We start from the raw sequence: 2973 nt of genomic DNA on the forward strand, positions 1-2973 counted from the left end.
CTCCACGTCATCGAACTTCTCGACGGTTACCTCCTCTCCTTTACCTACGGGCGCGACACGGCGTTTGGGCCGACGAATGCGTGGCAGCGGATGATCGTGCTCGACGGGGACGGCCGTTCGCGCACGGTCGCCAGCCGGCCCATCGCGGAAGACTTCCCCGCGGCGTCGCGCTTCGCCCGCTTCTGGATCTCGCCCGGCCTCAATGTCGCGCGCACGACGCTGGAAACGGTCGGGACCGATGACATGCCCGCATGGAAGCACGCGCCGATCCGCGTGCCGCGAGGCGTGTGGCTTGCCGCGGGCTTGCTATCGCTCCTCTCCGCGATGGCGGCGGCCGCTTTGTCCCGGCGGCGGCGGCTCGACCGTGCCGAAGGCGCCTCCTGGACGCTGGCGACTCTGCTCCTTGGCTTGCCAATGCTGATCGCCTTCTGGCTGATCCGGCCACGGCGGCGCACATGAGCGCGCTCCGGCTGTTCTGCACCGGCCTTCTGATAGCAGCGACGGCGGCGGGTGCAGATCCGTTCACCAGGGCGTTGGCTGTCGAACGTGCCCGGCCGATGCCGCCGCGAATCGAACGCGAGAGCCTCGCTGAAAACCCCGTGATCGGCACCGCCAGCCTGTCGCCGGACGGCCGCTTGCTCGCCTTTACCTGGATTGCCGGCGATGAGAGGAGCCTCTGGATACAGCCGACCGCGCCCGGCGCCGGTGCGCGTCGTATCCTGCCCCGCGCGGGCAAGTCCTCGCTCAGTTGGAGCGGGGACTCGCGTTGGCTGTTCCTTTCCGACGAAAGCGCCGTCCGCTCGATTTCTGTCGCAGACGAACCCGGATCGGGTCTGCTGGCCGAGCTCGGCGGCAAGTCGAAGGCGCAGTTCCTCGGTCCCGATCCATGGTCTCCGGCGGCGATCGTCGTCGACCGGGACCACGGCCGTTGGCAATTGTGGCGCATCGCGCCGGGCGCGCGGCGCACGCTGCTCGCGTTCAGCCGACACCAGATCGTCGATGCCGCAATCGGCCGGAACGACCGCGCTGCCTTCCTCAAGCTGACCGACGGCGAGCGGCACCTGATCCTGGCCCGCAATGCCGCAGGGCTGCTGCATCCAGTCGCGCAATGTGCGCAGCTCCGGCGCTGCGACTTGCTCGGCGTCACCGGGGACGGAAACGCGGTGTGGATGGCGAGCGATCTCGGCGGCGATCGGCGCGCTCTCGTCCGCCTGGACCTTTCGGGCCGGGTGACCCGCGTGCAGGACGATCCGCACCGATCCGCGGACGTTAAGCAGGTGGTGTTCGACCGGCGCACCGGAACGCCGGTTCTCGCCCAATTTCTCAGCACCGGACCGATGCTGGTTGGCCTCGACCCCGCCGCCCGTTCCGGTCTCGCCCGCTTGCGCCTGCCGGGAATTCTCACCGTCGAAACATCGAGCAAAGTCTGGCTGGTCGAGCAGGAAGACAGCATGATGCAGGGGCGTCGCTGGTACCTGTTCGATCCCCGCACAGGCCACAGGCGGCTCGTGCTCGACGATCAGCCTCTGCGCATTTCTCCCGCGAAGCTTGCGCGGACGATGACTTTCACCTTTCCCGCGTCGGACGGCTTTGCGGTGCACGGCTTGCTTTCGGTCCCCCCGGGCCGGGACCTTCGCAGCGCGCCGCTGGTGACGGTGGTTCACGGCGGCCCGTGGGCTCATGACGAAGTCGGCTATAGCTCGCTCGTCCAGCTGCTGACGAACCGCGGGATGATCGTCTTCCAGCCGCAATTCCGCGGTTCGACCGGTTTCGGCCGCGCCTACGTGTTTGCGGCGAACGGTGATTATGGCGACGGGCGAGTCCAGCGCGATATCGAGGACGGCACCCGGTGGCTGCTCGCCCGCGGCATCGGCGATCGGCGGCGGTCGGCGATCGTCGGCGCCTCTTTCGGCGGCTATTCGACGCTCGAGGCGCTGTCGAACGGGTCGAACCTCTACTCGGCGGGTGTCGCAATCGTGCCGCCGACCGACTTCAGCTGGATCATGCGCTGGGCAGCCGATCGCACCGACCTCGGCGAAGCTGACGGCGTGCCGTTCGGAGCGGTGCAGCGCGTCATGGGCATGAACCTTTCTGACCCGGCGGTGGCGAAACGGCTGCATGACCAGTCGCCACGCGCCCGCGTGGCACGGATGCGAACGCCGCTCTTGCTGATTGCCGCCGGGCGCGACGAGCGAGTCCCGATTCGGTCCGTGATCGATTATGCTGCCGAGTTGAAGGCGCACCACGCGCCGGCGCGGATCGTGGTCGGCACGAAGCTTCACCACAGCAACAAGGACGAACTGGCCGGCAAGGCCGCGCTTTACCTGGTCGAGGATATGTTCGCGCGGGTGTGGGGCGGCCCGGCCGCTGCACCGCCGTCGTTGGCGGTGAAGCGTTGGATGGAATCGAACATGCGCGTGCTTTGAGGAAGGTGGCGGACGCTGGCCACCTCACTGCGGCCTCGGCAGCAACAAGGCGAGCAATTTGGCGCGGCATTCACCGTCGATGATGCCGTCGATCAGGTCCGGGCGGAAGCGGCGCTGGAACGCGATCACGGCCTTTTGAGCATCGGTCACGTCATAGCCGAACCGCTCGAGCGCGAGCAGGAAGCCGGCGTCCGTCCAATAAGGATCGATCAGCTCGCGCGTCGGGCTCGGCAGCGCCAGGCGGCGCTTGGCGAGCGCGGCCCAGGGGAACAGCTCGCCCGGGTCTTCCTTGCGCGTCGGGGCGACGTCCGAAGGGCCGACGACATTGCCGCGGCCGATGCCGTGTCGTTCCTTGATGTCCGAGACGAGCGGGATCACGGACGCCATCTGCTCGTCGGGGAATTCCCGATAGCCGAACTCGTGACCGGGATTGACAATCTCGATCCCGACACTCGCTGAATTGACGTCACCGACGCCGCGCCAGCGCGACTTTCCGGCATGCCAGGCGCGCTTCGCTTCGTCGACCAAGCGATAAATCGAGCCGTCC

General features: G+C 67.7%; 3 protein-coding genes. 2 read left to right on the forward strand and 1 reads right to left on the reverse strand.

Features of this window, described 5'->3' with window-relative positions; genetic code table 11:
• Positions 1-459 (forward strand): hypothetical protein (locus VFT73_RS07580; protein WP_326409634.1); only part of this gene is annotated, 459 nt, incomplete at its 5' end.
• Positions 456-2426 carry a S9 family peptidase gene (locus VFT73_RS07585; protein ID WP_326409635.1) on the forward strand — a complete coding sequence of 657 codons (1971 nt, stop codon included), beginning with the start codon at positions 456-458 and terminating at the stop codon, positions 2424-2426. The genes VFT73_RS07580 and VFT73_RS07585, both read left to right, overlap by 4 nt.
• Before the next feature lie 24 nt (positions 2427-2450).
• Here VFT73_RS07585 and VFT73_RS07590 read toward each other — a convergent pair.
• Positions 2451-2973: N-acetylmuramoyl-L-alanine amidase (locus tag VFT73_RS07590; protein ID WP_326409636.1), on the reverse strand; the 523-nt coding region annotated here is incomplete at its 5' end.

It is taken from the genome of Sphingomonas sp., assembly GCF_035758555.1.
Lineage (GTDB): Bacteria > Pseudomonadota > Alphaproteobacteria > Sphingomonadales > Sphingomonadaceae > Sphingomonas_B.

Coding starts and splice junctions, on each gene's coding strand:
- VFT73_RS07585 (WP_326409635.1), top strand. CDS start 456: ATGAGCGCGCTCCGGCTGTTCTGCACCGGCCTTCTGATAGCAGCGACG.